Consider the following 24,700-nt stretch of genomic DNA (forward strand, 5'->3'; position numbering starts at 1 on the left):
GGGCGTCACGACCCGTCCCCGGCGTCCGCGGGGAGTCCCCGTACGACGATCAGCGGGGCGGGCGAGTGGTAGAGCAGCGACTGGCTGACCGCGCCCAGAGTGGACCCGACCGGCCCGTCGCCCCGGGCGGCCACCACCGCGAGCTGCGCCGCGTGGGACCGGTCGAGCAGGACGGGTCCCGGCTCACCGTGGACGGTCTCGCAGTCGGCGGTGACCCGCGGGTGCCGCCGGGCCTCCCGTGTGACCGCCTCCTCCAGCCGCCCGTCGTCGCGGTCGCCGGAGTCCGGCTCGATCACCCGGACGGCGAGCAGGCGCGCGCCGCGGTGTTGCGCGCAGTCGAAGGCGTATCCGAGGGCGGCCCGCGAGCTGGCCGAGCCGTCGAAGCCGACGAGCAGCGGCCCGGGCGGGGCCGGCTCGGTGCGGCCGACCAGCACCGGGCAGGTGGCCCGGGCGGCCACGTCCACGGCCGGGGTGTCGGCCGGTACGCGGTTCGGGTGGGCCGACATGCCTCCGTCACCGAGAGCGATCAGGAAGGCGGTGTCGGCGACCCGCAGCAGCGCCTCGACCGGGGAGCCCTCGACGATGCGGCCGCTGACCGGCACCTGCGGCGCGCATTCGGCGGCCACCCGCCGGGCGTTCTCCAGCACGTTCTCCGCGTCGGTGCGGGTGCCGCCGGCCGGGGCGGGGCCGGGCGTCGCCGCCCAGTTGAACGCGTGCAGCAGGTGCAGCGGACGGTCGTGGGCGGCGGCCTCGGCGGCGGCCGTGCGGACCACGGTCAGGTCGGCCTCGGAGCGGCTGACGCCGACCACCACCGCGCCGTGGCTGGGTGCGGCCACCCGGCTCACCTCCCGACCCCTGCTTTTCACCCACCGTAGTCGTGGGACCGGGTGCGCCGGAGCGGGTCGGCGGAAACCGGCGGTCAGCGCGGGGCGGGCAACGCCGGGTGTACGCGCAGCACGACGGCTGTGGCGTTGTCCTCGCCGCCCTCGTCGAGGCTGGCGGCGAGCAGGGCCTCGGTGGTCCGCGCCGGCTCGCGCCGGGTGGCGAGCAGGTCGCGCAGCCGGTGGTAGCCGAGCTGGTCGCTGATGCCGTCGGTGCACAGCAGCCAGGTGTCGCCCCGGCGCAGCGGCACGGCGAGCAGGTCCGGCTCGGGCCGGTCCGGGTGGCCGACGTAGCGCAGCAGCTGGTAGCGCGCCCGCGCCGCCTCCGGCGAGTCCGCCGGCCACCAGCCGTGCAGCAGGCCGAGCCAGGCCATGGTGTGGTCGACGGTGACCAGTTCCAGCAGACCGTCGCGCAGCCGGTACGCCCGCGAGTCGCCGAGCTGGACCAGCCAGCCCTGTTCGCCGTCGGGCTGGACCACGAGCGCGGTGAGCGTGCACCCGGCCAGGCCGGACAGCGTCGCGCCGGCCTGGCGTACCCGCCGTTGGGTCTCGGCCACGGCGGCCCGCAGCCCGGCGGGGCCGACGGCGGGCCAGTCGGCGCGGACCCGCGCCACGAACGTCTCGGCCGCGGTCGTGCCGGCGATCCGGCTGCCCTCGCCGTCGCCCATGCCGTCGCAGACCACCGCCATCGGCAGCTCCGGGTCGACGTGCAGCACGTCGTAGTTCTCCGGGTAGCGGTGCCCGACCACGCTGCCCCCGGTGATCTCCAGGGTGAGGCGGCCGGCGGTGAGCCGGCGCGCGGGCTCGACCGGCCGGTCCAGCGGACGGCGGCGGAACACCAGCGGACCGTAACACCGGGACGGGCCGGGGTGTGGAATCTTCAGGGTGACTTTCTGGCAGTGGAGGTGGCCTGGCTGTCCCCGTGAGCGGTCTGCGGGTCAGGGCCGGCGCAGTGGCGCGAGCGCGTCGGCCCAGGCGGCCACCTCGGCGAAGAGCTGGCGGAGCATAGCGTCGTGGCGGTCGCCGGGAGTGAACGTGGTGAATGCCGCGAAGTCGGTGGCGAGTGACAGGCTGACCTGGGTGCGTACGCCTGCCAGCTGAAGACCTGCCGTGATGAGGCGTAGGTGCTCTACCGCACGTGCGCCGCCGACACTGCTGCCGTAGGAGACGAATCCGGCCGCTTTGTTGTTCCACTCGCCGTAGAGGTAGTCAATGGCGTTTTTCAGCGCGGAGGGGATCGATCGGTTGTATTCCGGGGTGACGAAGACGTATCCGTCGAACTCGGCGATCTTCTTGCTCCAGCGCCACGTGTGGGGGTGGGTGTAGGCGCCGAGTAGCGGTGACTGTGGCTCGTCGAAGACCGGCAGGTCATAGTCCTTGATGTCCACCACCTCGACGTCGATGCCGTCGTGCTGGCTGCCGTGCTTCGCTACCCACTCGGCCACCTGGTGGCCGACCCGGCCGGGGCGGGTGCTGCCGAGGATGATCCCGATGTTCGTCATGAGTGATCCGTTCTGGTCGATTCGAAGGTTGCCGACGGTCCGAAACGCGGTGTCACGCGGATTGCTGAGGCGAGGATCCGGATTGCAGAGCGGCGTCCAGTCCGTTCAGCCGCAGCACGCTGGCGCCGCGCAGGTGCGCGAGGTCGGAACTGCCGTCCCCCGCGTATCTGAGGAAGGTCACCTGTTCGGTCCATTCCAGGCAGGTTCCGTCGGGCTCGGTGTCGAGCCGGACGGTGACCAGCGAGGTCCATCGCAGTTCGTCGTCGACGACGGCCTCGTAGCCGTAGACGATCCGGTGTGCGTCCGCGATGTCGATGTACCGCGACCGGTATTCCAGCCGCTCGGGTGCCGTGTCCAGCGTGGTGAAGGTGCTGCGTGCCGTCTCACCACCGCCCACCCGGAAGTCGTGCTCGTACACCGCTCCGCTGCCGGGAAGCCAGAACCATCGGCGCCTGATCGTGGTGTCGGCGAACGCGGTGAAGACCTCGCCCGGCGGCCCGTCGAGGTGCCGCGTGATCGTGAATGTGTCGTGCCGGACCATGCTGTCCTCCCGCTGTGACGGTCACGAATGGGTGACCGCATGTCAGTTACGATTAGTAAGAAACGTGCGTCCAACGGATTTAGTCCGGCTGCCCGATACGCACTTTGAAGTCAGCTACTGACGCGCGAGGAACGGAAGAGCATGACGAGCCTCCTTGGTGCCGAACTGGCGCAGCGCGGGGTCGCGCCGGACTGCATCCAGACGATCGAGCTCGTCCGGGAGGTGCTGGCGCGGGTGGGCGACAAGTGGACGCTGCTGACCATCACGGCCCTGACGTCCGGCCCGCTGCGCTTCACCGCGTTGCACGAGCAGGTCGCTGGCGTCTCCCAACGGATGCTCGGCCAGACGCTGCGCGCCCTTCACCGCGACGGGCTGGTGACCAGGACCGCGTACCCGGAGGTGCCCCCGAGGGTCGTGTATGCCTTGACACCGCTCGGCCGCTCACTGAGTGAGGCCGTGGGTGGACTCGTGCACTGGGTTCGTGATCGCCAGAGCGATCTCGTCCGTAACCGCGACGAGTTCGACCGGACGTCCACCGCGAACAACGCCACTCCGCGCCGTGCATAGTCGCGCTCCGGGGCGGCAGACCGGGGTGCGCGTCAACCAGAGTTGACACAGTGCGCGTGTCAACCTACATTGACAGCATGAGTCAGGCGACGGAACTCGCGGCGGCGGCCGGCAGCACCGACCCCAAGATCGGCCTGCGTGCCGTGCTCGCCCTGCGCCGGCTGCTGGAGCGGCTCGAGGTGATCCAGGTCGACAACGCCCGGCGGCAGGGCTGGTCGTGGCAGGAGATCGCCGACGCCCTCGAGGTCAGCCGGCAGGCGGTCCACAAGAAGCACGCCGGACGACCGGCGGTGCGCGAGAGCTGGGAGGCGTGATGTTCGAACGATTCACCGACAGGGCCCGTGCCGTGGTGCACCACGCGCTCGACGAGGCCCGCGCCGAGGGACGGCGGCCGGTCGGCACCGAGCACCTGCTGCTGGGGGTGCTCGCCGACCCCGACGGCCTGGCCGTACGGCTGCTCGCGGCCGGCGGCGTCGACGCCGACGCGCTGCGCGCCGCGGTGGCCCGCCACGCCGAGCGGGGCGTGGACGGGCTCGGCGCGGCGGACGCGGCGGCGCTGCGCGAGATCGGCATCGACCTCGCCGCGATAGTGGCCCGAATCGAGGAGTCCTTCGGCCCGGACGCGCTGCGCGAGGCGACCCCGCGCACGCGCCGGTGGTGGCGTCGCGGGCCGCACCACGGCACGTTCTCGCCCCGCGCCAGGAAGGTGCTGGAGCTGTCGCTGCGCGAGGCGCTGCGGCTGCGCCACCGGCACATCGGCACCGAACACATCCTGCTCGGCCTGCTGCGCGAGGGCGACGGCCTGGCCGCCGTGGTGCTCACCGAGGCCGGGGTGGACCTCGACGACCTGCGGCGGCGCGTCGACGCGGCGCTGCGCGAGGCGGCCTGACCCGCACCCGGGTTTCAAACCTGTTTGCGGTCCTCGCTACGTCCCGCTGCGCCGGGTCGCCGTCACGCCCTGTGTCCTGCACACTGACGCCGTGGACGGTGCAGACGACAAGCGCCCGGTGAACGCGGAGAACCGCACCCCGCGCTCGGCAGTGGTGGTCAACCCGGTGAAGGTGGCCGACCTGGACGAGTTCCGCCGCATCGTGGACGGCGCGCTCGACGCCGCCGGGTGGCCGGCCCCGACCTGGTACGAGACGACAGTCGAGGACCCGGGCCGAGGGCAGGCGGAACAGGCCGTCAAGGCGGGCGCCGAGGTCGTCTTCGCCTGCGGCGGCGACGGCACGGTGATGGCCTGCGTGACCGCGCTGGCCGGCACCGACGTGGCGCTGGCGGTGCTGCCCCAGGGCACCGGCAACCTGCTGGCCGCCAACCTCGGCCTGTCGAACGACCTGGCCGCCGGGCTCCAGGTCGCCGTCGAACGCGGAATGCGCCGCCTCGACGTCGGCGTGGTCGGCGACAAGTGCTTCGCGGTGATGGCCGGGATGGGCTTCGACGCCCAGATGCTCGACTCCACCTCGGAGACCACGAAGAAGCGGATCGGCTGGCCGGCGTACGTGATGGGCGCCGCCCGCCACCTGCGCGACCGGCCCATGCGGGTCTCGGTGCGCATCGACGGCAAGCCGCCGCTGCGCCGCCGGGCCCGCTCGGTCCTGGTGGCGAACGTCGGGCGCCTGCAGGGCGGGGTACGCCTGCTCACCGAGGCCGAACCGGACGACGGCTGGCTCGACGTGGCGGTGCTGACGCCGCGCAGGCTGCGCCACTGGCTCGCGATGGGCTGGGCGGTGCTGCGCCGCCGCGACAGCGTGCCCCGGATGGAGGTGTTCCGGGCCCGCTCGGTCGAGATCACCAGCACCCGGGCGCAGCCCCGGCAGCTCGACGGCGACCTGATCGAGCCGGGCCGGTCGCTGAAGGCGACCATCCGGCCCGAGTCGCTCTGGCTCTGCGTACCGCGCCCGGAGGAGGACCCCGACCTGGCGGTGGACGCCGACGCGGTCGGCGAGCGCGGTGAGCACCTGGTCGAGGAGGCCCGCCGTGAGTAGCACCAAGCTGGTCCCGGAGACCCGGTTGATGGCGGAGGAGCAGCTCTCCGCCGACGACGCCTGGCACACGCTGCGCCGGCACGGTGGATGGTGCCTGCTGCGGGATGCCTTCGTCCGGTTCCGCTACGGCGACGGCTTCAGCCACTCCCGGGCGCTGGGCTTCCAGCTCTGCCTGGCGGTGGTGCCGTTCCTGATCGCGCTCACCGGCCTGATCACCGACCTGGGCGCGGACGAGGGCGGCAAGGTCGTCGCCGACACGGTGCTGGCCATCACCCCCGGTCAGAGCGAAGCCGTGGTGCAGGACCTGCTGACCGACAGCGAGCGCACCGAGGACGCCGGTGAGCTGGCGCTGACGCTCGGTCTGCTCACCGGGCTGGTCGCGCTGACCACCACGATGGCGCAGATCGAGCGGGGCGCCAACCGGATCTACGGCGTCGAGCGGGACCGCCCGGCGCTGGCGAAGTACCTGCGCGCCTCCATCCTCGCCGTGCTCGCCGGCGTACCCGCGCTGGCCGGCTTCCTGATCCTGGTCGGCGGCCGGGCGGTGGGCGAGTCGGTACGGCGGCACTACGAGTGGGGCGACGTCGCCATGGCGGGATGGAACGTCATCCGCTGGCCGCTGAGTCTCGGCCTGACCGTGCTCGCCGTCGCGATGCTGTTCCGGCACGCCCCGCGACGCCGCCAGCCCGGCCTGTCCTGGCTGTTCTTCGGCGCGTCCATCGCCATCGCGCTGTGGTGGCTGGCCAGCCTCCTGCTCGCCGCCTACGTGAAGTACAGCGGCGGATTCGGCCAGACCTACGGCGCGCTGACCGGCATGATGGCCCTGTTGCTCTGGGCCAACCTGACCGGGATCGCGCTGTTCGGCGGGCTGGCCTTCGCCGCGCAGCTCGAAGCGATGCGCATCGGCGTGGAGCAGCCCGCCCAGCCGGATCTCTGGCAGCCGGAGGCGCAACGCGAGGACCTGTTCGACACCGGTGAGATGACCTCGCTCTGACGCCACGCCGGTCCAGCGTGTACGGGACACGCCGATCGGGTACAGCGCGCCTCGCAGAGGAACGAGGGAGGTGCGGTGTGACCGCGGTCAAGGAAGCCGGGAGCCGGCCGCTCGGCCATTTCGCCGAGCGGAGCCTCGCGGGCCTGCTCGCCGTGGCCGGCGCGGGAGTCGGGTTCGGCGTGCTGCTCATGCTGGTCCGGTTCCGGTGGAGCCCGCTGGGCGACGCCGACCACGCGGTGGCCGAGTGGTTCAACGGCCTGGTGGCCCCGCACGGCCCGCTGGTAACGGTGCTCCAGGCGATCACCGACCTGGGCGGGCGGCCGGTGCTGATCTGGCTGGTCACCATCGCGGTGGTGGGCCTGCTGATCCGCCGCCAGTCCCGGCTGGCGGTCTACCTGATCGTCACCGGTGCCGGCGGCCTGATCCTCGACCCGTCGCTCAAGGCGCTGGTCGGGCGGCTGCGGCCGGTGGTGGACGTGCCGATCGCCAGCGCGCCCGGCAACAGCTTCCCCAGTGGTCACGCGCTCGGCTCGTTCGTCGCGTACGGCGCGCTGCTGCTGGTGTTCCTGCCGGCCATGGCGCCGCGCTGGCGCAAGCCCGCCATCGCCATCGCCGGTGTGCTGATCTTCCTGGTCGGGCTGACCCGGATCGCGCTGGGCGTGCACTACGTGTCGGACGTGATCGGCGGCTGGCTGCTCGGCGCGGCCTGGCTGGGCGTCACCGCGTACGCCTTCCGGCTGTGGCGGCGCGAGCGCGGGCGGCCGGTGCCGCCGCTGCGCGAGGGCCTGGAGCCGGAGGCGGGCGAGGAGCTGGCGCTCGCGCCGGACGAGGAGAAGATCCTGGAGCACCCGCGCTCGGCGGTGGCCGAGCTGCTGGTCGGCTGGGTGCTCGTCTTCGGGGTGCTCTACGCGTTCGGCATGTTCGTCAGCTACCACGCCAAGGGCACGTTCTTCGACACGCTCGACACCGAGGTGCCGCGCTGGTTCGCCGAGCGGCACACCGACGCGCTGACCGACCTGAGCTGGTGGTGGAGCAAGTTCGGCGACACCCACGCGATCCTGCTGGTGTCGCTGGTGTTCTGCCCGATCGTGCTCGCCGTGTGGCGGCGCTGGCGGCCGGTGCTGTACGTGGTGCTGGCGATGTTCGGCGAGCTGAGCCTCTTCCTGGCCAGCGCCCGGGTGGTGGACCGGCCCCGGCCGCCGGTGGAGAACCTGGACGGGCAGATGCCCACCTCGTCGTTCCCGTCCGGGCACATCGCGGCGACCATCTGCCTCTGGGCGGCCATGGCGATCATCGTGTTCCCGCGTACCGACAGGTGGTGGCGGTGGCTGTTCGTGGGCATGGCCGTGCTGATGCCGGTCGGCGTGGCCACGTCCCGGATGTACCGGGGCATGCACCACCCGACCGACTTCATGGGCGCGATCCTGCTCGGCGCGCTCTGGTTGTCGCTGCTGTACTTCGTGATCCGGCCGAACGCCGACGTGGCCGAGGGCAACCAGCCGGCTATCGAGTCCGAACAGGTGGACGAGCTGGACGACGAGCTGGCCAAGGCCGCACGGCCGGACTGAGCCGATGCTGCGGGTGATGACCTGGAACATCCGGACCGGCGGGCGGGACGGCGGCGGTGCCGACCGCCGGGACCGGATCGTCTCGGTCGTCACCGCGCAGCGCCCGGACGTGCTGGCGGTCCAGGAACTGCGCGGCATGGACGCCACGCTGGACGGCCTGGCCGATCGGCTCGGGATGGCGGCGTACCTGGCCCGGTCCTGCTTCGGGCAGCCGGTGGCGGTCCTGGTCCGCCCGCCGCTGCGGGTGCTGCGCGCCGGCCGGGTCCGCCGCCCGTTCCACCACGCCGCCGCCCGGGTGCGGGTGGCCACCGCCGCCGGACCGCTCACCGTGGTCAGCACCCACCTTTACCCGTACTCCGGCGGGCGGCGGCGGATGGAGGCGGACTGGCTGGCCGCGGCGATGCGCCGCACCGGGGGAGAGCTGGCCCTGCTGGCCGGGGACCTGAACACGCTGGAACCCACAGTCGAGCACACCGCCCGGCTGGCCGGGCTGGCCACCCCGTACCGGCGGCGGCACCTGCGCCGCGACGGCCGTACCGTGGACACCCGCGCGGTGGCCCGGCTGCTCGACGCCGGGCTGGTCGACCTGTGGCCGCACTCCGGCGGCGACGAACCCGGCGGTCTGACCGTGCCGACCCGGCACGGCGGCGCCGAGTTCGCCGGGATGCGGCTGGACTACCTGCTCGCCACCCCGGCGCTGGCCGATCGGGTACGCGCGGTGCGGGTGGTCCGCGACGGCGACGCGGACACGGCGTCGGACCACTATCCGGTGCTGGCCGAGGTGGACCTCACGGCCGGCTGAACGACCCTGCCAGGTCGGCCACCACGAAGGCCGCGAAGATCAGGATGACGGTCTCGCTGACCAGCCAGGAGTGCCTGCCGGTCCAGGCACGGAACGCGGGCAGCAGCCGCTCGGCGCGCTCGCCGGACAGCAGCAGCGTGAGCAGCGGCAGGGCCAGCAGCGCCACGGTGAGCGCCGTGAACGGCAGCAGATGCCACCACGGGCGGCCGTGCCCGGCCATGCTGCCGGCGACCGACGCCATGACCAGCTCGTCGCTCGGCACGGCGACGGCGAGCACCAGCCCCAGACCGAACGCGTACGCGGGCCGGGGGTCCTGCAACCGGCGCAGCCACCCGGGCGGCCGGTCGCGTCGCCGCCTGCGGAACGTGACCACCATGAGCACCGCGAGCAGGGCCAGCACGATGCAGTCGATGAGCCGGCGGCTGCCGCCCACCCCGATGCCGTGCACGGCGGTGTGCCGCACCAGCCGGAACAGCGCGTACCAGATCGTCAGCGGCCCGAGCACGCCCAGCGCCACGCCGCCCAGGAAGGCCACCGAGCTGCGGCGCGGGTGACGGCCGGAGGCGAGGACGACGGCGCCGACGAGCTTCGACCCGGCGACCATCTCCAGCGCCAGCGGCAGCGCGGTCAGCAGGGGCATGACCCATTCTGGTGTCGCCGCCCCGCACTCCGGGCCGGGTTCTACAGGACCAGGTTGAGCAGCACGGTGAGCACCACCGAGGCGACGATCGAGAAGAGGATCATCAGTAGGCAGCCGAGCCCGCCCCCGGCGGGCCGGATCTCGGTGTTCCCGATACGCATGGCGTCAACTCCTCAGCGGGGTGGTGAGCAGGGCGTGGACGGCGTCCGCGACCTGGGCCGGTGCGGTGGTGACCACGTTGTGCGCCGCGCCCGGGACGGCCACCGTGCGGGCGTCCGGCACCAACCGGGCGACCTGCTCCCGCCAGGCGGCCGGGGCGACCGGGTCGCGGGCGCCGGTGAGCACCAGCGTGGGCGCGGTGATCCGGACCAGGTCCTCCTCGACCGCGTTGCGGACCGAGTGGGACAGCGTCGCGAACACGCGCCACGGCCGGGCGTCCGCCACGTCGCGCAGCAGGACCGGCGCCTGCCACGTCGCCTCCCGCAGCGTGTCCACCAGCCACCGGCCGATCAGCCCGCGCCGGGACCGGGCGGCGGGGTCGCAGGTCGGACCGGCCAGCACCAGCGCGCTGACCAGGCCGGGGTGACGGGCGGCCAGCGCGGCGGCCACCTCCGCGCCGAAGGAATGGCCGAGCAGGCAGACCGGACCCAGCCGGTACGCGGCGAGCCAGTCGACCAGGAACGCCATGTGCCCGTCCACGTCGTACGCGGTGCCGGGGCGTTCGGTCAGCCCGAAGCCGGGCAGGTCCGGCACGTACACCTGCCGGCGCGGCGCCAGCGCGACGGCCAGCGGGGTGAGGTAGCGGTGCGACACGGCCAAGCCGTGCACCAGCACCACGGGCGGCCCGTCCCCGCCCGGGCCGGCGGAGCGGCGGGTGTGTGCCCGCAGCCCGGCGACCTGCCGGAACTCGCTCGTCAACCCGGCGGCCGGCCGGGGCGCGGCGAGCGCCAGGCGCAGGCCGGCCGGGCCGAAGCGCCCCGGCGGGGACGGTGCGAGCGTCACAGCTCGCGCAGCCGGGGAAGCAGCTCCTCCTGGGCCCAGTCGAGGAACATCGGCTGGGTGTCGCCGCCCACCTGGACCAGCGCGACGTGGGTGAAGCCCGCGTCGACGAACTTCTTGAACGCCTCGACGTGCCGGTCGGTGTCCGGGCCGCAGGAGATGCCCTCGGCCACGTCCTCCTCCCGGACGAACTGGGTGGCCGCGTCGAACGACTCCGGGCCGGGCAGGTCGGCGTTGACCTTCCAGCCCAGGCCGAACCAGCGGAACTGGTCGTGCACGATCTTGCGGCACTCGTCCTCGTCCGGCCCGTAGCAGATGGCCACCTGCCCGTAGCGGGGGCGGCCCGCGCCGCCGGCCTCCTCGTACATGTCGATCAGGTGGGACAGCGGGTCGGTGGCGATCATGGCGTCGGCGTACTCGGCGGCGAGCGTCGCCGACTGCCGCCCGGACGCGGCCACGGCCATCGGCACCGGCCGCTCCGGCCGGTCCCAGACGTACGCGTCCGGCACGTCGAAGTGGTTGCCGGAGAAGGTCAGCGTCTCGCCGTTGAGCAGCGGCCGGATGATCTGCAGCGCCTCCTCGAACATCTCGTGCCGCTGCTGCACGTGCGGCCACCCGCCCACCACGTGCTCGTTGAGGTTCTCCCCGGCGCCGAGGCCCAGCGTGAACCGCCCGTCCGAGAGCACCCCGACGGTGCTGGCCTTCTGCGCCACCACCGCCGGGTGGTACCGCCGGATCGGGCAGGTCACGAACGACATCAGCTCGGCCCGGCTGGTCGCGTGGGCGACCGCGCCGAGCACCGACCAGGCGTACGGGGAGTGGCCCTGGGACTCCAGCCACGGGTAGTAGTGGTCGGACATGACCAGATGGTCGAAGCCGGCGGCCTCGGCGCGTACGGCGTGGTCGACCAGTTGCTTCGGGCCGGCCTGCTCGCACATCAGGGTGTAACCGACGTTGACCATGGCGTCTCCTTCCCGGGCGGATCGTCCCGGGATACCCCGCCCGGCGCGGGTCAACCCTGCTGTCCGCTTCGCCGCCTCGCGTCGCCGCCTGTTCTTAACCGGTTCAGCACGCTGATCTGCCGCACACCGCTCTCCTCGTCGGTCACCCCGCTTAACCGGTTGCCTTCGGCCGTCCATCGTCCTACGCTGATGCCTGCGTCCGCCGGGAACCGGCGGCGGCTGCCGGGCTCAGCCGCCTCCCTCGTCGTCACCGTCACCGCACCCCCGCTCGGGCACGGGGGAGACCTTCCCCTGAGGACAGCCATGAAGAAACTGCTCTCCGTCGCGGGCGCCGCCCTGCTGACGGCCCTCGCCGCCGTCTTCGCCCTCGGGCAACCGGCCCAAGCCGCCACCGGGTTCTCCGTCTCCAACGGGCGGCTCTACGACGCAGGCGGCGTCGAGTTCGTGATGCGCGGGGTCAACCACGCGCACACCTGGTACCCGCAGCAGACCAGCTCGTTCGCGAACATCAAGGCGCTCGGCGCGAACACCGTCCGGGTGGTGCTGGCCAGCGGCGACCGCTGGACGAAGAACAGCGCCGCCGACGTGGCGAACGTGATCTCGCTGTGCAAGGCCAACCGGCTGATCTGCGTGCTGGAGGTGCACGACACCACCGGGTACGGCGAGGACGGCGCCGCCACCACGCTGGCCAAGGCCACCGACTACTGGCTGAGCATCGCCGACGTGCTCAAGGGCCAGGAGAAGTACGTGATCGTCAACATCGGCAACGAGCCGTTCGGCAACCAGGGCTACAGCGCCTGGACCACCGACACCTCGAACGCGATCAAGCGGCTGCGCGCCGCCGGCCTGACCCACACGATCATGGTGGACGCGCCGAACTGGGGCCAGGACTGGTCGTTCACCATGCGCGACAACGCCGGCACCGTGTTCGCCGCCGACCCGCAGCGCAACACCGTCTTCTCCATCCACATGTACGGCGTCTTCGACACCGCCGCCGAGATCAGCGACTACCTGGGCCGGTTCCGGGCGGCCGGACTGCCCATCGTGGTCGGCGAGTTCGGCTTCAACCACTCCGACGGCAACCCGGACGAGGACGCCATCATGGCGTACAGCCAGGCCAACGGCATCGGCTACCTCGGCTGGTCCTGGAGCGGCAACGGCGGCGGCGTGGAGTACCTGGACATGACCACCGCGTTCAACCCGGCCCAGCTCACCAGCTGGGGGCAGCGGATCTTCAACGGTGCCAACGGCATCGCCGCCACCTCCCGCGAGGCGTCCGTGTACGCCGGCAGCACCCCGACCGTCAGCCCGACGGTCAGCCCCACCGTCAGCCCGACGGTGAGCCCGACGGTCAGCCCCACCCCGCCGCCGGCCACCACGCCCCCGCCGTCCGGCGGCTGCACCGCCACCTACACCGTGGCGAACTCGTGGCAGGGCGGCTTCCAGGGCGACGTCAAGGTGACCGCCGGAACGGCCGCGATCAACGGCTGGACGGTGCGCTGGACATACGCCAACGGCCAGTCCGTCACCCAGGCGTGGAACGCGACCGTCAGCAACAGCGGGTCGGCGTACACCGCCCGCAACGTCGACTACAACGGCCGCCTCGGCGCGGGCGCGAGCACCAGCTTCGGCTTCATCGGCAGCTGGCAGGGCACGAACTCCACCCCCACGGTGACCTGCACCCCCGCCTGACCCCCTAACCGGTGATCAAGGAGTTCGTGTCCCGAGCGGATCGCGACGGTGACACGAACTCCTTGATCACCGCAGATGGACGTGCGGCGAACAGGGCCGCGCCGGAACCCACCCCGAAGTCGGTGACTCAGGGTGTTGCGCTCCCCGCTTAGCGTGAGGGGGGTGGTACTCCTTGAAGGGCGGGGACATGTGGGAAACGATTCTGGGGTTCGTCAGCCTGATGCTGGTCGCGGTGTCATTGTGCTTCTCCGCCGTGCAGACGCGGGAGGTGGCGAAACAGAGCCGCATCAACAACGGCATCGGCTCGGCCACCGCGCTGATGGAAGTGAACAATCTGTCTCGCGCCTAGCATGACCGCCTGTTGGAGAATCCGCCGCTCCGCGCGTACTTCTTCGACCGGAAGCCCTCCGCGCCGACCGACGCCGACCGGTCCGTCGTGATCACCCTCGCGGAGCTACTCGCGGACGTGCTGGAGTGCGAGCTGCAGGTGGCCGGGCTGCTGCCCGACTTCCGATTCGCCCACTCCTGGCACCGGTGGCCCGCGCACATGCTGGAGCAGAGTCCCGTCCTGGTCGAGGTGGTGGAGAGCCACCCCGACTGGTGGCCCACGCTCCACGAGCTGTGGCGCTCGACCGGCGAGTCCGGCCCGGCCGCCGTGACCCATCCATTGACCGGTGCGGCTGCGGCCACCTCGACCCGCGTCCCGCGGCGGCGCCGGTGACCCACGACGTCCGGGGCACGTAGCCTCCCGCGGTTGAACGGGCCGGTCACCGTTGTCGGCGTCGCTCAGCCGACGACGGTGACCTCCAGCAGCAGGGCCTGCTCGGGGTGCAGGGCGGGTAGTTGCAGGCCCACCGAACCCAGCACCGAACCGGTCACCGTGATGCCGTCGCCCGGCCAGGCCAGCCAGCCCGGCGGAATCATCTCCAGCAGAGCCGGTTCCGGCACCCCGGCGGGCGGGCGGACCCGGTAGCGCCGCCGTGGGTCCAGCCCCGGCAGCCGTACCGCGCCCGGCACCTGCGCCGCCGAGGTGGCCACCCGGCTGACCGCGTACACCGCGTGCGAGCTGTCGTGGGCGACCACGCCGTGGGCCTGCACGGCCGGGTCCGGGTGGTCGACCCGGACCACCCGCCCGGTGTGCAGCAGCGGGCGCAGCCGCTTGTGCAGCGCGACCCAGGCGGCGAGCTCGGCCCGCTCGGTGCCGTCGATCGCGCTGATGTCCCACTCGATGCCGTGGTGGCCGAACAGCGCGGTGACCGCGCGGAAGCCCAGGTCGTGTACGCGGCGCGTGGTGTGCGAGCGTTCCGGGCCGATGTGCGTGCCGATCAGCTCCGGCGGCAGCAGCAGACCGGTCCAGCGCTGGATGGACAGCCGTTCCAGCGCGTCGTTGCAGTCGCTGGCCCACACCCGGTCGGTGCGGCGCAGGATCTCCAGGTCGACCCGCGCGCCACCGGAGGAGCAGCTCTCGATCTCGACGCCCGGGTGCCGGGCGCGCAACTCGTCCAGCAGCCGGTAGACGGCGAGGGTCTGCGCGTGCACGCCGGGCCGCCCGGCGTGCCCGGCCTCGGTGAGGTCGCGGTTGTGGTCCCACTTCAGGTACGCGAGCCCGTCGTGCTCACCCAGCACCGCGTCGAGCCGTTCGAGCAGGTACGCGTAGGCGTCCGGATGGGCCAGGTCGAGAACCTGCTGGTGCCGCCACGGCGGCGGCAGTCGGCCCGGTGCCTGGAGCACCCAGTCGGGATGGGCGCGGAACAGGTCGGAGTCCGGGTTGACCATCTCCGGCTCGACCCAGAGCCCGAACTGCATGCCGTGCCCGCGTACGTGGTCGATCAGCGGCTGCAACCCGTCCGGCCAGACCTCGCCGTCGACCCACCAGTCGCCGAGCCCGGCCTGGTCGTGCCGCCGTCCCCGGAACCAGCCGTCGTCGAGCACGAAGCGTTCCACACCGACCTCGGCGGCTCGGTCGGCGAGCGTCCGCAGCCGGTCCAGGTCGTGGTCGAAGTAGACCGCCTCCCACACGTTCAGCGTCACCGGCCGTGGCGTGCGCGGGTGCGACGGGCGGGACCGCAGGTGCGTGTGCAGCGCGTCGCTGAGCCCGTCCAGCCCGTCGGCTGAGTGCGCCGCGTAGAGCAGGGGAGTGGCGTACTCCTCGCCCGGCCCCAGCATCACCTCGCCGGGCGCCAGCAGCTCACCGCCGCCCAGCGTGGACTCCCCGGTGGGGCGGCGCTCGGCGGCCGTGACGTGGTCGCCGCTCCACGCGGTGTGCACCGCCCACACCTCGCCGTGCCGGAACCCGAATCCGGCGGTGCCCGCGACCAGCAGCAACGTGGCGTCATGGCCGGTGCGGCCGTGCCGTCCCTCGCGTACCCAGGCGCCCATCGGCCACTGGTGCCGCTGCGGCGCGCGTTCCCGGCACCACCTGCCGGTCAGGTCGAGCAGTTCGGTGGCGACCGCCGGCACCGGCAGCACCGGCGTCAGCTCGCGCAGCTCGTAGCGGCCGTCGCCGTCGTTGCGCAGCCGGTGCCGCAGTGTGAGCACGCCCGCCGGGTCCAGCGTGATCTCGACGGTCAGGCTCAGCCCCGCGCCCGGGTCCGCCGCCCGCACCACCACCCGCCCTGGGGTAAGGAAGGGCCCCTTGTTAACGCCTGGTGCATGTGAAGGGTCCCCTCCTAACAGGTCGGGCGGTGCCGCGAGGGCGTCGTGCACGTCGAGGTCGGTGAGGCGGAACGCCGTCGACCAGTCCCAGCCGTCGCGGTGACCGGCGAGACCGGGCCGCCCGCTCCACCCGGCGCTCGCCTCGGGCAGCAGCGACAGCACAGTGGGCGCGTCGAAGCTGCTCGGCACCACAGGCGGCACCGTCGCGTCGGCGAGCGCGGGCAGGTCCCCGTCGGGCAGCGGGCCGAGGTCGGCGCCCCAGTGCACGACCCGGGGCAGTCCCGGGCCGCGTGCGTCGAGCACCAGGCTGGTCCGCGCGCGGCGCAGGTGGACGATCGTCATCCCTTGGAGGCTCCCAGCGTCAGGCCCCGGACGAACTGCTTCTGGAGCAGGAAGAAGATCACCAGGGTGGGGATCGCGACCAGCACGGAACCGGCCGAGACGAGGTTGTTGTCGGTGAAGAACTCGCCGCGCAGGTTGTTCAGCGAGCTGGTGACCGGGAACTTGTCGCCGGTACGCATGAGCACCGTGGCCCAGAAGAACTCGTTGTAGATCCAGGTGACCTCCAACGTGGCGAGCGCGGCCAGCGCCGGACGGCACAGCGGCAGCGTCACCTGCCAGTACTGCCGCCGCACGTTCGCCCCGTCGACCATCGCGGCCTCGTACAGCTCGTGCGGCAGCGCCTTCATGTAGTTGCTGAGCACGAACACGCAGAAGCCGCACTGGAACGCGACGTTGACCAGGATCAGCCCCCAGTAGCTGTCGTAGAGCAGCTCCGAGTCGCTCATCCAGGCCGGCAGCGGGATCTCGGTGAACATCCGGAACAGCGGGATGAGCAGCGCCTGCTGCGGCAGCAGGTTCGCGGCGGTGAACAGGCCGAGCAGCGCGATGTTGAGCTTCCAGCTGAACCGGGCGATCACGAACGCCACGCAGGAGGCGAGGAACAACGTGAGCAGCACCGCCGGGATGGTGATGTACGCCGAGTTGAGGAAGTGCTTGCCGAACTCGGCGGTACGCCAGGCGGTGACGTAGTTGTCGATCGTCCAGCCGCCCAGCGACACGTAGCCGTTGGCGGCTGTGTACTCGTAGGAGCGGAACGAGGTGAGCACCGCCCAGAGGATGGGGAACAGCCAGCCCACGGCGACCGTACCCAGGAACAGGTGCAGGGCGACCCGGGCGGGCCGCAGGGGGCGGCGGCGGCCGGCGGAGACGGCGGTCATCGCTTGTCCTCCCGCATCACGGTCCAGAGGTAGATGGTGATGAAGACCAGCGAGACGGCCAGCATGATGGTCGCCAGCGCGGAGCCGAAGCCGATCCGGCTGGCCTCGCCCACCACGTTCTGGGTGACCAGCGCGGAGATCAGCTCCAGCCCGTTGCGGCCCTTGTTGATGACCCAGACCAGGTCGAACGCGCGCAGCGACTCGATCACCGTCACCACCAGCACGATGATGTTGATCGGGCGCATCACGGGGAAGACGACCCGGAAGAACGTGCTGGTCTCCGACGAGCCGTCCACCGCCGCCGCCTCCCGCAGCGACGGGTCGACGCCCTTCAGGCCGGCCAGGTAGAGCAGCATGATGTAGCCGACGTGCCGCCAGCCGGCCGCCACCAGCACGGCCCAGATGTTGACGTTCGGGTCGCCGTACCAGTCGGTGTCACCGCCGAACACGCCGTTGAGCAGGCCCTGGTCGCGGCTGTAGATGAGCTGCCAGATGAAGCCGATGAGGGCCAGCGACAGCACCACCGGCAGGTAGAGCGCGGTCTGGTAGAAGCGGCTGCCGCGCATCTCCTTGTCCAGCAGCACGGCGAGGAACATGCCGACCGGGGTGGCCACCACGAACAGCGCGGCCAGCCAGAGCAGGTTGTTCTGCACCGCGGGGACGAACGGCGGGTAGATGTTCACCACGTCGTCGTAGTTCCTCGCCCCGACCCATTCGATCTCGCTGATCGGGCCGATGCCGTCCCAGTTGGTGCCGGAGAGCAGCACGGTCGCCACCGCGGGCAGCCAGACCAGGCCGGTGACGAGCAGCAGGGGTACCAGCACCATCAGCGTGATCACCACGCGGTCGGTGCGGGACAGGAGCCGTAGCCGGCGACCGCGACCACCGTTCGTGGTGGTCGCGGCCGGCGGCGGCACGGCGCGATCCGCTTGGATCAGGGGCAGGTCGGACATGATGTCCTTCCCCCTTCCGCCGTCAGCTTGTGAAGATCGACTTCTTCTGGTTCTCGATGCTGGTGAGCAGCCCGCTGATGTCCTTCGGGTCCTTGATGAACTGCTGCAACGCCGGGATCATCACGGTGGAGGCGAAGTCCGGCCGGGTGTCCCGGTCGAGGAACTGGGCGATCTCGGTGGCGGAGCCGACCAGCTCGGCGGCCTTGCGCTGCAGCGCGGTGTAGGCGCCGGTGTCCGCGCCGCTGTTGGCGACCAGCGTGCTCGGGTCGTTCTTCACCGTGATGTCCGCCGCCTCCTTGGAGCCCAGGTACGTCAGCAGCTTCTGCGCCGCGTCCTTGGACTTCGGCTTGCGGGCCATCATGTAGCCGTCGATCGGGGCGTCCAGCGCCTTCGCGCCGATCGTGGAGTCGACCTCGGGGAACGTGAAGAAGTCCAGGTCCTCCAGGTCGGCGCCGCTGAACTGCTGGCCGACGAACAGGCCGAGCAGGTACATGCCGCTCTTCTTCTGCTGCAACGACTGGGCGGCCTCCTGCCAGGTGCGGCCGAGCGAGTCCGGCTGGTGCAGGGGGAGCAGCCCGGCCCAGGTGTCGAAGACCTTCTTCACCTTGTCGGAGGTCCACGCCTCCTTGCCGGCCATCAGGTCGATGTGGAACTGGTAGCCGTTGATCCGCAGGTTGAGGATGTCGAACGTGCCCATCGCCGGCCAGCCGTCCTTGTCGGCGAACGCGATCGGGTTCAGGCCGTCCTTCTTCATCCGCGCGCCGAGCGCGTTCAGGTCGTCGAGCGTCTTCGGCACCTCGTAGCCGCGCTGCTGCCACACCGACTTGCGGTAGAAGACCGCCCACGGGTAGTACGACGCGGGCACGAAGTACTGCTTGCCGTCGTCGCCTGTGGACGCCTTCTTGAACGCGTCGGAGTAGCCGTCGAGCTTGCCCCACACGTCGCTGAGGTCGCCGGCCAGGCCCTTGGCGGCGAAGAACCGCATCCGGTACCCGGCGAACCAGGTGAACACGTCGTCCGGCTTGCCCTGCAGGTAGTTGTTGATGTTCTCCTGGAAGGTGTTGTGGTCGACCGTGTTGATGTTGACGGTCACCCCGGAGGACGTCTTGAAGCCGTCCATCACCTTCGCGACGACGTCCTTGGGCTTCGGGTCGGACTGGTTGGAGCCGAGCGAGACGCTCTTGGCGTCACCGCCCGATCCGGAGTCGGAGTCGCCGCAGCCGGCGAGCAGCCCGGTGCCGAGCAGCGCCCCCGTGCCGGCCGCGCCGGCGAGCAGCGAGCGCCGGTTCAGGCCGGCGACGGACGGGGGTACGAGCCGGGCGAGGTATTCGGCTTGTGAGCGGGGACGGGACATGGTGCCTCCTGCGTGGAAGAGGTGCGCTGCGCTCATGGACCGTGATCGTTGGCGGTGAGCGGTGTTCGTGTTGGCCGGGGCAGATCCACCGAGAATCCACACGTCCGAACACAAACAGCCGGTGGCGCTTGAAGCTACCCCTTGGTGCGGCGCTGTCAAGAGGGCAAAAAGACGACGCTGTCGGCGGTAAGGCAGGGCAAAGAGCCGGTAAACGTTGGAACTTCAGTCGATGTTGGAAAGTGTTGACTTGGGTGCTGTTCGGGGGCACCCTCTGCTGTCATGCGGAACTGGCACGGCGACGGCATCTGGTACGGCGCGGACTACAACCCGGAGCAGTGGCCCGAGCAGACGTGGGCCGAGGACGTCGAACTCATGCGACGAGCAGGGGTCAACCTGGTCTCGGTCGGCATCTTCTCCTGGGCACTGCTGGAGCCCGCCCCCGGCCGGTACGTCTTCGACTGGCTGGACCGGGCGATCGACCTGCTGCACGACGGCGGCATCAGCGTCGACCTGGCCACCGCCACCGCCAGCCCGCCACCGTGGCTGGCGCACCGGCACCCGGAGACGCTGCCCCGCCGCGCCGACGGCACGGTGCTCTGGCCCGGTGGCCGGCAGGCGTACTGCCCCAGCTCGCCGGTGTTCCGGGACCACTCGCTCGCCCTGGTCGAGGCCGTCGCCCGCCGGTACGCGCGGCACCCCGCCGTGGTGCTCTGGCACGTCTCCAACGAACTCGGCTGCCACAACGTGCACTGCTACTGCGACGTCAGCGCCGACGCGTTCCGCGGCTGGCTGCGCGAGCGCTACGGCGACCTGGACTCGCTCAACGCCGCCTGGGGCACCGCGTTCTGGAGCCAGCGCTACCACGACTGGGCCGAGATCAACCCGCCGCGTACCGCGCCGACGTTCGCCAACCCGACCCAGCAGCTGGACTTCCTGCGGTTCTCCTCCGACGAGCACCGCGCCCAGTTGCGCGCCGAGCGGGAACTGCTGAACCGGCTCGTCCCGCAGCCGGTCACCACGAACTTCATGATCGGCACCGGCATCAAGTACCTGGACTACCACTCCTGGGCATCCGACGTGGACGTGGTCGCCAACGACCACTACCTCACCGCCGCCGACCCGCAGCCGCAGGTCAACCTGGCGCTGGCCGCCGACCACACCCGGGGCATCGCGGGCGGCGCGCCGTGGCTGCTGATGGAGCACTCCACCAGCGCTGTCAACTGGCAGCCCCGCAACGTGGCCAAGACACCGGGCCAGATGCGCCGCAACAGCCTCGCCCACGTCGCGCGCGGCGCCGACGGGGTGCTGTTCTTCCAGTGGCGGGCCTCCCGGGCCGGCGCGGAGAAGTTCCACTCCGCGCTGGTCCCGCACGCCGGACCGGACACCAAGGTGTTCCGCGAGGTCTGCCGGCTCGGCGCCGACCTGCGCGCCCTCGCGGAGGTACGCGGCAGCCGCGTGGACGCCGACGTGGCGATCCTGTTCGACTACGAGGCCTGGTGGGGCGCCGAACTCGACTCCCACCCGAGCGTCGACGTCACCTACACCGACCGGCTGTCCGCGCTGCACGCCGCGCTCTGGCGGGCCGGGATCACCGCCGACGTGGTGCACCCGTCGGCCGACCTGTCCCGCTACCGGCTCGTCCTGGCACCCACGCTCTACCTCGTCCGTGACGCCGACGCCGACGCGCTGCGCCGGTTCGTGGAGGCCGGCGGCACCGCGCTCGTCACCTACTTCAGCGGCATCGTCGACGAGTACGACCACATCCGGCTCGGCGGTTATCCCGGCGCGTTCCGCGACCTGCTCGGCGTACGCGTCGAGGAGTTCTTCCCGCTGCGGGACGGCGAGACGGTACGCCTCGACGACGGCGCCCGCGCCGACGTGTGGACCGAGTGGCTGCACGCCGAGGGCGCCGAGGTGCTGGCCGCGTACACCGACGGGCCCCTGCCCGGCGTGCCGGCGCTGACCCGGCACGCGGTCGGCGCGGGCGCCGCCTGGTACGCCGGCACCCGGCTCGACGACGAGGCCATCGACCGGCTGGTGGCGCGGCTGCTCGCCGAGGCCGGGGTACGTCCGCCGGTGGGCGCGCCGGCCGGGGTGGAGGTGGTCCGCCGCCGCTCGGCGGACCGGAGCTGGCTGTTCGTGGTCAACCACACCACCGAGCCGGCCCGGCTGGCGGTCACCGGCACCGAACTGCTCGGCGGCGTCAGGTGCGACGGCGAGCTGGAGGTGCCGGCGGGTGAGGTGGCGGTGGTCCGCGAGGAGCCCGCGCCGGTGCCCGCGAACGCCTGACCGCTACGTGGCCGTTCGCGCCGAGGAGGTTCCCATGCTCGCCCAGCAACGGCAGAGCGCCATCCTGGAGTTGATCCGCCAGAGCGGCGGCGTCCGGGTCAGTCACCTGGTCAGCCGTTTCGGGGTGTCCGACATGACGATCCGCCGCGACCTGGAGGTGCTCGCCGAGCGCGGCCTGATCGACAAGGTGCACGGCGGCGCGACACTCGCCGGGCCCGGTTCCACCGAGGAGCCCGGGTTCGCCGCCAAGTCGGTCCGGCAGCAGGCCGAGAAACGCGCCATCGTGGAGCGCGCCGCGGGGCTGGTCGAGCCGGGCATGGCGGTGGCGCTGTCCGCCGGCACCACCACCGCCGCGCTGGCGGCGCGGCTGGCCGAGGTACGCGGGCTCACAGTGGTCACCAACTCGATCCCGGTGGCCGACGCGCTCTACCAGAACCCGCGTGCCGACCAGACGGTGGTGCTGACCGGCGGCATCCGTACCCCGTCGGACGCGCTGACCGGCCCGGTCGCCGAGGCGGCCATCGCCGCGCTCAACGTCGACCTGCTCTTCCTCGGCGTGCACGGGATGAGCCCGCGTACCGGGTTCACCACGCCGAATCTGCTGGAGGCGGCGGTGAACCGGCGGCTGATCGGGTCCGCGCGGCGGCTGGTGGTGCTCGCCGACCACACCAAGTGGGAGACCATCGGCATCGCCACCATCGCCCCGCTGGAGGAGGCCGACATGCTGATCACCGACGGCGGCCTGCCGCCGGACGCCCGCCGGCAGCTCGGTGAACAGGTCGGCGAGCTGGTGGTGGTCCGCGCGGACTGAGACCACCGCGTGCCTCACAGCCACTTCTCAGCCCTGCCGTCTAGGGTGCCCTGACCAGCGCCCGACGGTCCATGTCGGAGCGCAGTCGCACGGGAGTGACCGATGGTCTTCAAGAAGATGTTGAGCGCGTTCGGCGTGGGCGGCCCGAGCGTCGACACGGTGCTCAGCAACCCGAACACCCGCCCGGGCCTGGCCCTGGACGGGCGCGTGAACCTCGTCGGCGGCGACGCGCCGGCCCGCATCGAGCAGATCGCCATCGGTCTGGTGACCCGGGTCGAGATCGAGAGCGGCGACCACGAGTACGCGGGCGTGATGGAGTTCCACCGGATGCCGGTCAGCGGCGCCTTCGAGCTGGCCCCGAAGCAGCAGCTCTCCATCCCGTTCCAGATGCCGGTGCCGTGGGAGACCCCGATCACCGACGTGTACGGCCAGCGCCTGCACGGCATGACCATGGGCCTGCGCACCGAGCTGGCGGTGGCCCGCGCGGTCGACAAGTCCGACCTGGACCAGGTGTCGGTGCACCCGCTGCCGATCCACGAGCGGATCCTCGACGCGTTCCAGGCGCTCGGCTTCCGGTTCAAGCACGCCGACCTGGAGCGCGGCCACATCTACGGCGTGCCGCAGACGCTGCCGTTCTACCAGGAGATCGAGTTCTTCGCCGCGCCGCAGTACGCGCAGACGGTCAACGAGGTCGAGCTGACGTTCGTGACCAGCCAGCAGGGCGTCGAGGTGATCCTGGAGTGCGACAAGCGCGGCGGCTTCCTCCGCCCCGGGCACGACGTGATCGGCCGTTACTCGGTTCCGCACAGCGACGCCGCCCGTACCGACTGGGTGCAGGTCGTCGACGGGTGGGTGCGGGAGCTCACGGGCCGCTACGGCAACCTGCGGGCCCAGGGCTTCGGTATGCCGCCCGGCGGCCACGGCTACCCGGGTCACCACGGCTACGCCGGGCACGGGCGGCGCGGCCCGGGCATGGGCGGCGTGGTCGCGGGTGCCGCGCTCGGTGTCGCCGGCGGCCTGGTCGCCGGTGAGCTGATCGAAGAGGCGTTCGACGGCGGCGACGAGGACTTCGGGGACTTCGGCGAGGAGTGAGCACACGCGGCGACGCCCCCGGGACGGATCCCGGGGGCGTCGCCGTTGGCGCGGCGTGCGATCAACGTCCGCGGCGCTCCCGGCCGGAGCGGCGCGCGCTGCCCGCCTTCGACAGGCCACGGCTGACCAGGTACGCGCCGGTCAGCGCGGTCAGGTACCACCACGCCTGGTTCGGGTTGTTGATGTTCAGCCCGTTGGCGGTGGTGCCCTTCCAGAACGCGGCGATCGCCACGAGCGCGACCGCTGCGGCGTACACCCAGAACTCGGTGGTCAGGAACGCCTGCTTCGTCTCCGTACCGGGGGACGGCATCTGCTCCCGGTGACCGTCGTGCATCGACGGCATGTGCCGGGTCGACGTGTCCTGCATGTTCGACCGGTTCTGAACGTCGGACATCGGCCGGTTCATCGGCCTGGTGGATGCAGCCTGCGTGCTCATCTGGTCCTCCTCAAGGATTTGATGAGTCGTTACCTGCACACCCTCGCCCCGCTACCGCAGGTCGGCCACGGCACGGTTCGCGCTCTGTGGCGGGGGCAACCTGGGTCTACCCGGGGCCGGAGACAAGGTAACCGCCGGTCGGCGTGGGTTTCCGAAACCGGACTTACGGGCACGTACCGGACCTTCTGTCGCCGGTTCCGGTTTCAGCCACCCAGCCTCGGGCACGCCACACCGATACCCCGACACAGCTGCGAGGTGGTTGACGTGCGTGAGGACGACATGCGGCAGGACGCCGCCCGGCGGGCCGAGCAGCGGGTCGCCGGAGGCGTGTACGGCGAGGGCGCGCTCGACGAGGTCACGGTGCCGCAGACCGACGTCGAGCGGATGCGTCAGGAACTCGACCCGGACGACCCGGCGGACGTACCCGTCGACCCGACGGTGCTGCGCGACGGCGGACCGACCCGGGGTCAGGGCGCGGTGACCACGACCGGCGGTACGGCCGGCCCGGCCAGCGTGCGCCGGGTGGCCCGGCAGCCGGAGAAGCACCCGGGCAAGGTGGCGCCGACGACCACAGGTGACGCGAGCACAGGTGGCCTGAGCACCCCGGCCGGCGGCTCCACGAGTGACAACTCGGCCACCGGCGCCCAGGTGGGCAACTTCACCAACAACCGCCCCAACCCGGGCTGACCGACCAGCGGAACGGCGGGAGGCGGCCTCAGGCCGCCTCCCGCCGCCGTGTCCACGCTTCCCCCGT

The 24,700-nt window shown here is 71.9% G+C and carries 26 protein-coding genes; 14 read left to right on the plus strand and 12 right to left on the minus strand.

The window, feature by feature from the left end:
• Nucleotides 1-5 precede the first annotated feature (5 nt).
• The 4 genes from AB0D28_RS13920 to AB0D28_RS13935 all read right to left on the minus strand — a co-directional run bounded on the left by AB0D28_RS13920 (nucleotide 6) and on the right by AB0D28_RS13935 (nucleotide 2,924).
• Nucleotides 6-836: a universal stress protein gene (locus tag AB0D28_RS13920; protein WP_357385614.1), complete on the minus strand. Its 831-nt coding sequence runs from the start codon at nucleotides 834-836 to the stop codon at nucleotides 6-8.
• Nucleotides 837-919: 83 nt separating this feature from the next.
• Nucleotides 920-1,720 carry a PP2C family serine/threonine-protein phosphatase gene (locus tag AB0D28_RS13925; protein WP_357385616.1) on the minus strand — a complete coding sequence of 267 codons (801 nt, stop codon included), beginning with the start codon at nucleotides 1,718-1,720 and terminating at the stop codon, nucleotides 920-922.
• 99 nt (nucleotides 1,721-1,819) lie between these two features.
• Nucleotides 1,820-2,383, minus strand: coding sequence for an NADPH-dependent FMN reductase (locus AB0D28_RS13930; protein ID WP_357385618.1), 564 nt, complete (start codon nucleotides 2,381-2,383; stop codon nucleotides 1,820-1,822).
• Between the two features lie 52 nt (nucleotides 2,384-2,435).
• On the minus strand, nucleotides 2,436-2,924 hold the full coding sequence (locus AB0D28_RS13935) for an SRPBCC domain-containing protein (RefSeq protein ID WP_357385620.1): 489 nt from the start codon (nucleotides 2,922-2,924) through the stop codon (nucleotides 2,436-2,438).
• A gap of 141 nt (nucleotides 2,925-3,065) precedes the next feature.
• On the opposite strand from AB0D28_RS13935, the gene AB0D28_RS13940 reads away from it, so the two are divergent.
• From AB0D28_RS13940 to AB0D28_RS13970, 7 genes are all read left to right on the plus strand, one after another.
• Nucleotides 3,066-3,491, plus strand: a complete 426-nt coding sequence (locus tag AB0D28_RS13940; protein ID WP_357385622.1) for a helix-turn-helix domain-containing protein — start codon at nucleotides 3,066-3,068, stop codon at nucleotides 3,489-3,491.
• Between the two features lie 77 nt (nucleotides 3,492-3,568).
• A complete protein-coding gene (locus tag AB0D28_RS13945; RefSeq protein ID WP_357385624.1) occupies nucleotides 3,569-3,805 on the plus strand; it encodes an HTH domain-containing protein in 237 nt (78 codons plus the stop codon).
• On the plus strand, nucleotides 3,805-4,380 hold the full coding sequence (locus AB0D28_RS13950) for a Clp protease N-terminal domain-containing protein (RefSeq protein WP_357385864.1): 576 nt from the start codon (nucleotides 3,805-3,807) through the stop codon (nucleotides 4,378-4,380). Before AB0D28_RS13945 ends, AB0D28_RS13950 begins: the two co-directional genes overlap by 1 nt.
• Nucleotides 4,381-4,471: 91 nt before the next feature.
• Complete coding sequence (locus AB0D28_RS13955) at nucleotides 4,472-5,479, plus strand: diacylglycerol kinase family protein (protein WP_357385626.1); 1,008 nt, start codon at nucleotides 4,472-4,474, stop codon at nucleotides 5,477-5,479.
• Entirely contained in the window at nucleotides 5,472-6,473 is a 1,002-nt protein-coding gene (locus AB0D28_RS13960) for a YihY/virulence factor BrkB family protein (protein ID WP_357385628.1), read from the plus strand. Before AB0D28_RS13955 ends, AB0D28_RS13960 begins: the two co-directional genes overlap by 8 nt.
• 77 nt (nucleotides 6,474-6,550) lie before the next feature.
• Nucleotides 6,551-8,041, plus strand: coding sequence for a phosphatase PAP2 family protein (locus AB0D28_RS13965; protein ID WP_357385630.1), 1,491 nt, complete (start codon nucleotides 6,551-6,553; stop codon nucleotides 8,039-8,041).
• 4 nt (nucleotides 8,042-8,045) lie between these two features.
• Nucleotides 8,046-8,843, plus strand: a complete 798-nt coding sequence (locus AB0D28_RS13970) for an endonuclease/exonuclease/phosphatase family protein (RefSeq protein ID WP_357385632.1) — start codon at nucleotides 8,046-8,048, stop codon at nucleotides 8,841-8,843.
• Here AB0D28_RS13970 and AB0D28_RS13975 read toward each other — a convergent pair.
• The 3 genes from AB0D28_RS13975 to AB0D28_RS13985 form a co-directional block, all read right to left on the minus strand.
• A complete protein-coding gene (locus tag AB0D28_RS13975) occupies nucleotides 8,830-9,483 on the minus strand; it encodes a GAP family protein (RefSeq protein WP_357385634.1) in 654 nt (217 codons plus the stop codon). The two genes, AB0D28_RS13970 and AB0D28_RS13975, sit on opposite strands and share 14 nt — an antisense overlap.
• Before the next feature lie 165 nt (nucleotides 9,484-9,648).
• On the minus strand, nucleotides 9,649-10,485 hold the full coding sequence (locus AB0D28_RS13980; RefSeq protein WP_357385636.1) for an alpha/beta hydrolase: 837 nt from the start codon (nucleotides 10,483-10,485) through the stop codon (nucleotides 9,649-9,651).
• Complete coding sequence (locus AB0D28_RS13985) at nucleotides 10,482-11,444, minus strand: TIGR03557 family F420-dependent LLM class oxidoreductase (protein ID WP_357385638.1); 963 nt, start codon at nucleotides 11,442-11,444, stop codon at nucleotides 10,482-10,484. The genes AB0D28_RS13980 and AB0D28_RS13985 overlap by 4 nt, the downstream gene beginning before the upstream one ends.
• Before the next feature lie 303 nt (nucleotides 11,445-11,747).
• Between AB0D28_RS13985 and AB0D28_RS13990 the strand changes: the two genes are divergently transcribed.
• From AB0D28_RS13990 to AB0D28_RS14000, 3 genes are all read left to right on the plus strand, one after another.
• Entirely contained in the window at nucleotides 11,748-13,136 is a 1,389-nt protein-coding gene (locus tag AB0D28_RS13990; protein ID WP_357385640.1) for a cellulase family glycosylhydrolase, read from the plus strand.
• Nucleotides 13,137-13,323: 187 nt separating this feature from the next.
• The gene (locus AB0D28_RS13995; protein ID WP_357385642.1) at nucleotides 13,324-13,485 is read left to right on the plus strand and encodes a hypothetical protein; all 162 of its coding nucleotides are present in this window, start codon (nucleotides 13,324-13,326) and stop codon (nucleotides 13,483-13,485) included.
• A 12-nt stretch (nucleotides 13,486-13,497) separates the two neighbouring features.
• Entirely contained in the window at nucleotides 13,498-13,857 is a 360-nt protein-coding gene (locus AB0D28_RS14000) for a hypothetical protein (RefSeq protein WP_357385644.1), read from the plus strand.
• A 65-nt stretch (nucleotides 13,858-13,922) separates the two neighbouring features.
• On the opposite strand, the gene AB0D28_RS14005 is transcribed toward AB0D28_RS14000, so the two are convergent.
• From AB0D28_RS14005 to AB0D28_RS14020, 4 genes are read right to left on the minus strand one after another with little or no spacing between them, the layout of a single operon-like run.
• On the minus strand, nucleotides 13,923-16,133 hold the full coding sequence (locus tag AB0D28_RS14005; protein ID WP_357385646.1) for an alpha-galactosidase: 2,211 nt from the start codon (nucleotides 16,131-16,133) through the stop codon (nucleotides 13,923-13,925).
• Complete coding sequence (locus AB0D28_RS14010; RefSeq protein ID WP_357385648.1) at nucleotides 16,130-17,011, minus strand: carbohydrate ABC transporter permease; 882 nt, start codon at nucleotides 17,009-17,011, stop codon at nucleotides 16,130-16,132. The genes AB0D28_RS14005 and AB0D28_RS14010 overlap by 4 nt, the downstream gene beginning before the upstream one ends.
• Nucleotides 17,008-17,964: a sugar ABC transporter permease gene (locus AB0D28_RS14015; protein WP_357385650.1), complete on the minus strand. Its 957-nt coding sequence runs from the start codon at nucleotides 17,962-17,964 to the stop codon at nucleotides 17,008-17,010. Before AB0D28_RS14015 ends, AB0D28_RS14010 begins: the two co-directional genes overlap by 4 nt.
• Nucleotides 17,965-17,986: 22 nt before the next feature.
• Nucleotides 17,987-19,354 carry an ABC transporter substrate-binding protein gene (locus AB0D28_RS14020; RefSeq protein ID WP_357385652.1) on the minus strand — a complete coding sequence of 456 codons (1,368 nt, stop codon included), beginning with the start codon at nucleotides 19,352-19,354 and terminating at the stop codon, nucleotides 17,987-17,989.
• A gap of 243 nt (nucleotides 19,355-19,597) precedes the next feature.
• On the opposite strand from AB0D28_RS14020, the gene AB0D28_RS14025 reads away from it, so the two are divergent.
• From AB0D28_RS14025 to AB0D28_RS14035, 3 genes are all read left to right on the plus strand, one after another.
• A complete protein-coding gene (locus AB0D28_RS14025; protein ID WP_357385654.1) occupies nucleotides 19,598-21,607 on the plus strand; it encodes a beta-galactosidase in 2,010 nt (669 codons plus the stop codon).
• Nucleotides 21,608-21,641: 34 nt separating this feature from the next.
• Complete coding sequence (locus AB0D28_RS14030; RefSeq protein ID WP_357385656.1) at nucleotides 21,642-22,418, plus strand: DeoR/GlpR family DNA-binding transcription regulator; 777 nt, start codon at nucleotides 21,642-21,644, stop codon at nucleotides 22,416-22,418.
• 102 nt (nucleotides 22,419-22,520) lie between these two features.
• Nucleotides 22,521-23,510, plus strand: a complete 990-nt coding sequence (locus tag AB0D28_RS14035; RefSeq protein WP_357385658.1) for a sporulation protein — start codon at nucleotides 22,521-22,523, stop codon at nucleotides 23,508-23,510.
• A 61-nt stretch (nucleotides 23,511-23,571) separates the two neighbouring features.
• Here AB0D28_RS14035 and AB0D28_RS14040 read toward each other — a convergent pair whose 3' ends face one another.
• Complete coding sequence (locus tag AB0D28_RS14040) at nucleotides 23,572-23,904, minus strand: hypothetical protein (RefSeq protein WP_357385660.1); 333 nt, start codon at nucleotides 23,902-23,904, stop codon at nucleotides 23,572-23,574.
• Between the two features lie 306 nt (nucleotides 23,905-24,210).
• Here AB0D28_RS14040 and AB0D28_RS14045 point away from each other — a divergent pair, with 306 nt between their 5' ends.
• Complete coding sequence (locus AB0D28_RS14045) at nucleotides 24,211-24,633, plus strand: hypothetical protein (protein ID WP_216932774.1); 423 nt, start codon at nucleotides 24,211-24,213, stop codon at nucleotides 24,631-24,633.
• Nucleotides 24,634-24,700 lie beyond the last annotated feature (67 nt).

Source organism: Micromonospora sp. NPDC048169, from assembly GCF_040652815.1.
In the GTDB taxonomy this organism is placed as follows: Bacteria; Actinomycetota; Actinomycetes; order Mycobacteriales; family Micromonosporaceae; genus Micromonospora.